3 protein-coding genes are annotated in these 6,799 nt (G+C 70.0%); 2 read left to right on the forward strand and 1 reads right to left on the reverse strand.

The annotated features are described in order from the left end of the window. The coding region (locus A5711_RS24560; protein ID WP_156745047.1) for a non-ribosomal peptide synthetase at positions 1–5,071 on the forward strand (5,071 nt) is incomplete at its 5' end. Positions 5,072–5,074: 3 nt separating this feature from the next. Here the strand turns inward: A5711_RS24560 and A5711_RS24565 are convergent. Further along, entirely contained in the window at positions 5,075–5,365 is a 291-nt protein-coding gene (locus A5711_RS24565) for a DUF732 domain-containing protein (protein WP_231972051.1), read from the reverse strand. Positions 5,366–5,889: 524 nt separating this feature from the next. Between A5711_RS24565 and asnB the strand changes: the two genes are divergently transcribed. After that, positions 5,890–6,799 (forward strand): asparagine synthase (glutamine-hydrolyzing) (gene asnB / locus A5711_RS24570; RefSeq protein WP_067951107.1); only part of this gene is annotated, 910 nt, incomplete at its 3' end.

The raw sequence follows: 6,799 nt of genomic DNA on the forward strand, positions 1-6,799 counted from the left end.
CCGGCACGCCATGCTGCGGCTGCGCGTGGACGACGAGTGGTCCCTGACCGTGCCCGAGGCTGGATCGGTCGACGCTGCCGACCACCTGCACCAGGTGGACGTGTTGTCCGACGCCGCCGTGACCGCGGCGCGCTCCCGGCTGAACCCGGCCGGCGGGGTGATGCTGAGCGCGCTGTGGGCGACTTCCACCCGACAGCTGGTGCTGATCATCCACCACCTGGCCGTCGACGGGGTGTCCTGGCGAATCCTGTTGGAAGACTTGAACATTGCCTGGGCACAGCACCGGGGTGGGCAGCCGGTGGCGTTGCCGCCGGGTGGGACGTCGTTCGCCCGCTGGGCGGCCCTACTGGGCGAGCACGCGCACGACCCCGCGGTGGTGGAGCAGGCCGGCGCCTGGCAGCGGATCGCGGCGACGCCGCCCGCGCTACCGGAGGTACACCCCGAAACGGACACCTACGAGACCGCCGAGCACCTGTCGGTGGCACTGGACGTGGAGACGACCCGCACGCTGCTCGGCGAGGCACCGGCGGCCTTCCACGCCGGGATCAACGACATCCTGTTGATCGGTTACGCGCTGGCCTGGGCGGAATTCTTGGGTGGCGGCGCGCCGGTGGGCATCGACGTCGAGGGCCACGGCCGACACGAGGAGCTCGCCGCCGGGGTGGACCTGTCACGCACCGTCGGGTGGTTCACCACCAAGTACCCGGTGTCCTTGGCGGTGGGTCGATTGCCTTGGGAGGACGTGCTTTCCGGTGATGCGGCGCTGGGGGCCGTGGTCAAGCAGGCCAAGGAGCAGCTGCGGGCCCTGCCGGAGCCCCTGACTTACGGGCTGCTGCGCTACCTGAACGACGAGGTCGACCTGGGCGGCCCCGACCCGACGATCGGGTTCAACTACCTGGGCCGGCTGGGCGGCGCGGCCGCCGAGTTGTCGGACGAGTTGTGGCGCATCTCGCGGGACGGCTCGTCGGTGACCGGCACCAGCACGGCGGTGCCCATGCCGCTCATGCACACCGTGGACCTCAACGCCGGCACCGCCGAGACCGAGGCCGGCCCGCAGCTGCACGCCAACTGGACGTGGGCGCCCTCGGCACTGGACCGCGAGCAGCTCGCCCGGCTGAGCGGGCTGTGGTTCGAGGCGCTGACCGGCATTTGCGCCCACGTGCGGTCGGGTGGTGGCGGGCTGACCCCGTCGGACATTCTCCCGGCCCGGTTGGTCCAGCAGGAGATCGACGAGCTCGAGCGGCAACGGCCGATTGCCGACGTGTTGCCGTTGACCCCCCTGCAGCAGGGGCTGCTCTTCCACGCCACCACCACGCGGGGCAGCGACGACCTGTATGTGGTGCAGCTGGAGATGAGCGTGACCGGCCCGCTCGACCGGGGCAGCCTGCGCGACGCGGTGCAAACCGTGGTCGACCGGCATCCGCACCTGGTCGCCAGGTTCTGGGACCGGCCCGACGAGCCGGTGCAGATCATCCCCGCCGAGCCGGCGATGGCATGGCGCTACGTCGAGCTCGACGGCCGCCAGGGCATGGACGAGGGCATCGGGGAAATCTGCGCCGCCGAGCGTGCCGCGGTCTACGACCTGGCCGACGGGCCGGCCTTCCGGGTGGCCATGATCCGCACCGGGGAAAACCGGCACCGGCTGGTGCTGACCATTCACCACATCGTGCTCGACGGCTGGTCGGTTCCCATCCTGGTGAACGAGACATTCGCCAGCCTCACGGGGCAGCGGCTGGCCCCGCCGGCGCCGTACCGCCGGTTCGTCACCTGGCTGGCCGAGCGCGACTTCGATGCCGCGCGGGCGGCGTGGGGACGGGTGCTCGCCGGCTTCGACACCCCGACGCTGGTCGCGCCGCCGCACGAGTTGGAGCCGGGCGGCCGCGGCCTGACGACGTTCGCGGTGCCGGCCGAAACCACCCGGGCGCTCGGCGAGCTGGCGCGGTCCTGCCAGACCACGGTCAGCACCGTGCTGCAGGCCGCGTGGGCGCAGCTGCTCACCTGGCTCACCGGCAACTACGACGTCGCGTTCGGCACCACGGTGTCGGGCCGCTCGGCCGAGGTCGCCGGCGCCGAGTCGATGGTGGGCCTGATGATCAACACGATCCCGGTGCGCGCCCGCATCACGGCGGCGACCACCACCACGGAACTCCTGGACCAGCTGCAAAGCGCCCACAACGACACGCTCGAGCACGAGCACCTGTCGCTGAGCGAAATCCACCGGATGACCGGTCACGAGAAGCTGTTCGACACGCTGTTCGCCTACGAGAACTACCCGCTGGAAACGTCCGCGATGGCGGTCAACCACGAGCTGTCCATCACCGACTTCAACGTGTTCGAACGCAACCACTATCCCTTGACGATGCAGGCCGCCCTGTCCGGCGAACAGCTCGGCCTCCGCGTGGAATACGACGCCGGCGTCTTCGACGCGGGCAGCATCGAGGCGCTCACCGAGCGACTGGAGCGGGTGCTGGTGACGATGACCGCAGACCCGACCCGGCGGCTCTCCTCGGTCGACCTGCTCGACGGGCCGGAGCACGCCCGCCTGGATGAAATCGGAAACCGGGCGGCGCTGACCCGGCCGGTGCCCCCAACGGTGTCGATCGTGGAGATGTTCGCCGCGCAGGTCGCCCACCGGCCGGACGCCGTTGCGCTCAACTGGGGCCGGCTGTCCATGACGTACCGGGAGCTGGACGAGGCGGCGAACCGCTTGGCGCACCGGCTCATCGCCGAGGGCGCAGGCCCGGAACAGTCTGTGGCGCTGCTGTTTTCGCGTTCGGCGCAGGCAATCGTCGCGATCCTGGCGGTGCTCAAGACCGGGGCGGCGTACCTGCCGATCGACCCGGCCGCCCCGGCCGCGCGGATCCGATTCATGCTGGACGATGCCGCGCCGGTCGCCGCGGTCACCACCGCGGGACTGCTGTCGCGGCTGGACGGCACCGGCGTGCGGGTCATCGACATCGAAGACCCGGCGATCGACGGCTATCCGCGCACCGCGCCGCCCGTGCCGGGGGCGGACGGCATCGCGTACATCATCTACACCTCGGGAACCACCGGTCTGCCGAAAGGTGTTGCGGTCACGCATCGTAACGTGACGCAACTCATCGGCTCGCTCGACGCCGGCCTGCCCGCCCCGGGCGTGTGGACACAGTGCCACTCGTACGCCTTCGACGTGTCGGTGTGGGAGATCTTCGCCCCGCTGCTGCGCGGCGGGCGAGTGGTGGTGGTGCCCGAGTCGGTGGTGCGCTCGCCGGCGGACTTCCGCGCCCTACTGGTCGACGAAGGGGTCAGCGTGCTGACCCAGACGCCGTCGGCGGTGGCGACGCTGGACCCGGCGGGCCTGGATTCGGTGGCGTTGGTGATGGCCGGCGAGGCCTGCCCGCCCGAGGTGGTCGATCGCTGGGCGTCGGGTCGGGTGATGGTCAACGCCTACGGCCCGACCGAGACGACGATGTGCGTGGCGATCAGCGCCCCGCTGGCTGCGGGCTCGGGGACGCCGCCGATCGGCTCGCCGGTGCCCGGCGCCGGGTTGTTCGTGCTCGATGGCTGGCTGCGGCCCGTGCCCGCCGGCGTGGTGGGCGAGTTGTACGTGGCCGGAACCGGCGTGGCCGCCGGATACGTCGGGCGCGCCGGATTGACCGGTTCGCGGTTTGTGGCCTGCCCGTTCGGCGAACCCGGGGCGCGCATGTACCGCACCGGGGACCTGGTGCTCTGGGGTGACGACGGGCAGCTGGTGTACGTGGGTCGCGCCGACGAGCAGGTCAAGATCCGCGGCTACCGCATCGAACTGGGCGAGGTCCAGGCCGCGCTGGCCCGATTGGACGGCGTGCAGCAGGCGGTCGTGATCGCCCGCGAGGACCGCCCCGGGGACAAACGCCTGGTCGGCTACGTCACCGGAACGGCCGATCCCGCCGAGGCGCGCACGGCGCTGGCCGGGCGACTGCCGGGCTACATGGTCCCCACGGCCGTGGTGGGACTCGACGCGCTGCCGCTGACGCCCAACGGCAAGCTGGACACCCGCGCCCTGCCGGCGCCCGAGTACACCGGTGGCGGCTACCGGGCCCCGTCGAACGCGACCGAGGAGATCCTCGCCGGCAGCTTCGCTCAGGTGCTCGGTGTGGAGCGGGTCGGCGTCGACGACTCCTTCTTCGACCTGGGCGGCGACAGCATTTCCGCGATGCGCCTGATCGCGACGATCAACACCAACCTGGTGGTCGACCTCGCGGTGCGCACCCTGTTCGACGCGCCCACGGTCCGGACCCTGAGCCAGCGGCTGGGCACGGACACGACCACCACCCAGGACGTGGTTCCCATCCAGACCCTGAAGCGGGGCGCAGGCACCCCGTTGTTCTGCATCCATCCGGCGGGCGGCGTGAGCTGGCCGTATCAGGTGCTCGGCAGTTACCTGGACTGCCCGATCATCGGTGTTCAGCAGACCCGGCAGGACGAAGAGACCGAACCTCGATCAATCCGCGAGATGGCGGAAAACTATGCCGACAGGTTGCAGGAGATTCATCCCTCCGGGCCCTATAACCTGCTCGGCTGGTCGTTCGGCGGGGTCATCGCGCACGAAGTCGCGGTGGAGCTGCAGCGGCGCGGACGCGCAATCGGCCGCCTGGTCCTGCTCGACGCCCAACCCACCATGAACGGTGCTGCCGGCGGAGTCGTTCCGCACGGTGACGGGCCGGGCGAACCACGGCTTCCGGAAGGCTCGCGATCCGAGCGGCTTGTCGACCTGCTCGCCGAGAACCTCCGCAAGAACATCGACCGCTACCGAACCCACCGGCCCGGCGTTTTCGACGGCGATATCACCATCTTCTCCGCCGCGGGGGACGGGGGTGACCGCGGTGCGTTCCTGTCCCAGTCGTGGCGGCCGCTCGTCTCCGGCGAGATTCTCACCTACTCCGTCGACTGCGCGCACGACGACATGCTCACCCACGATTCGGTGGGTCTGTACGGACAACGACTCAGGCATCTGCTGGTCCTCGCGGAACGCCGGCTCGAGCTCGCCCACGGTGGTCAGCAAACGGCGGCGTCGCGGGACGGCAAGCTGCCCGGGGAGCGCGCCGGATAACGGTCAGGAGACCGAAGCGCCGATAGCGGCCCTGTGTTGGGGGCAGTAGGACGCCACCGAGGCGCCGAGAAGATAGCCGGCTTCGTGCGCCGACAGATCGGTTGCCCGTACCACGTTGAGCACCAACGAGGTTGGCGTCTTCCCGGAATCGAGTCCCGCGCACATGTTGTGCCCCGCGGCGATCGCGGCGCCGCGGTCGGAAAAGACGATCCCGTTGCGCTGAATCTCCGAAATGAACGCATCGTCTTTTTGATCGGCCGACGCGGGTGCGGCGAAAAACACCGCGGCACCCACGAGCGCGACTATTGTCGACCAGTTCCCAAGGCGCGCAATTGTTCGCGTCACGATGTTCCTCGATGTGGCATCTGGGCTCCAAGCCCTAACGGTGGCTGAACATTAGCCGGGATCGCCGAAGTTTTCCTGCCGGCTTCCACCGCGCCACCTCACACAAATCTGCCACGTTTTTCACGGAGGTTGGCGGCGGGTGCCCGAGCGTGCCGGGCGGCCGATGCCACGCGGAGACCGAAAAGTCATGTGCCGCAACGACCGCCATTTGCAACCACCGCCGCGCGGCCGCCTGAGCGGTAGGGGCGGACGTCGTGGCCGGCCCAGTGGCTCGCCAACGGCGAGAGCAGAGCGCAACCAAGATTTAACGTCGCGGGTACCGCCGCCGGTAATCTCCGGCCCCCCACGATAAAGCGCGCCCGAATTGAGAGATCGCCGCGATCGGCCCCCGGGAACCGGTCTGAGCTGCGCGCCGACGCATTTCACAGTGGCCGTACGGGTGCGCCGCAACCGCCTTCGGTATGGTTCAAGGAGTGTGCGGAGTCACCGGGGAGGTACGGCTCGACGGGCAGGTCCCCGATGTAGCAGCGGTGTCAGCAATGGCCGCCGTGATGGCGCGACGCGGCCCCGATGCTTCCGGCGCCTGGTCACAGGGCCGTGTCGCGCTCGGTCATCGCCGCCTCAAGATCATCGACCTGAGCGAGGCGGGCGCCCAGCCGATGGTCGACCCCGAACTGGGTCTGGCCATCGCCTTCAACGGCTGCATCTACAACTACAAAGAGCTGCGCCGCGAACTCACCGGCCACGGCTACCGGTTCTTCTCCCACAGCGACACCGAAGTCCTGATCAAGGCCTATCACCACTGGCGCGACGACTTCGTCAGCCACCTGCATGGGATGTTCGCCTTCGCCATCGTCGAACGCGACAGCGGCCGGGTGCTGCTCGGTCGCGACCGGCTCGGGATCAAGCCGCTCTACCTGACCGAGGACAGCCACCGGATCCGCTTCGCCTCGGCCCTGCCGGCGCTGCTGGCGGGCGGCGGCGTCGACACCCGCATCGACCCGATCGCGCTGCACCACTACATGACGTTCCACTCGGTGGTCCCCGCGCCACTGACCATCCTGCGCGGCGTCCGCAAGGTGCCGCCCGCGTCGCTGGTCGCTATCGAGCCCGACGGCCGGCGCACCACCACCACGTACTGGACCCCCGACTTCACCCGGCACGACGACCGCGCCGGCTGGTCGGAAACCGACTGGGAAGACGCGGTGCTCGACTCCCTGCGCGTCGCGGTCAAGCGCCGGCTGGTCGCCGACGTGCCGGTCGGCTGCCTGTTGTCGGGCGGTGTCGACTCCAGCCTGATCGTCGGCCTGCTCGCGGAGGCGGGCCAGCACGGGCTGATGACCTTCTCGATCGGCTTCGAGTCGGCCGGCGGCGTCGAGGGCG

The sequence above is a fragment of the Mycobacterium sp. E2238 genome (assembly GCF_001672665.1).
Taxonomy (GTDB): Bacteria; Actinomycetota; Actinomycetes; order Mycobacteriales; family Mycobacteriaceae; genus Mycobacterium.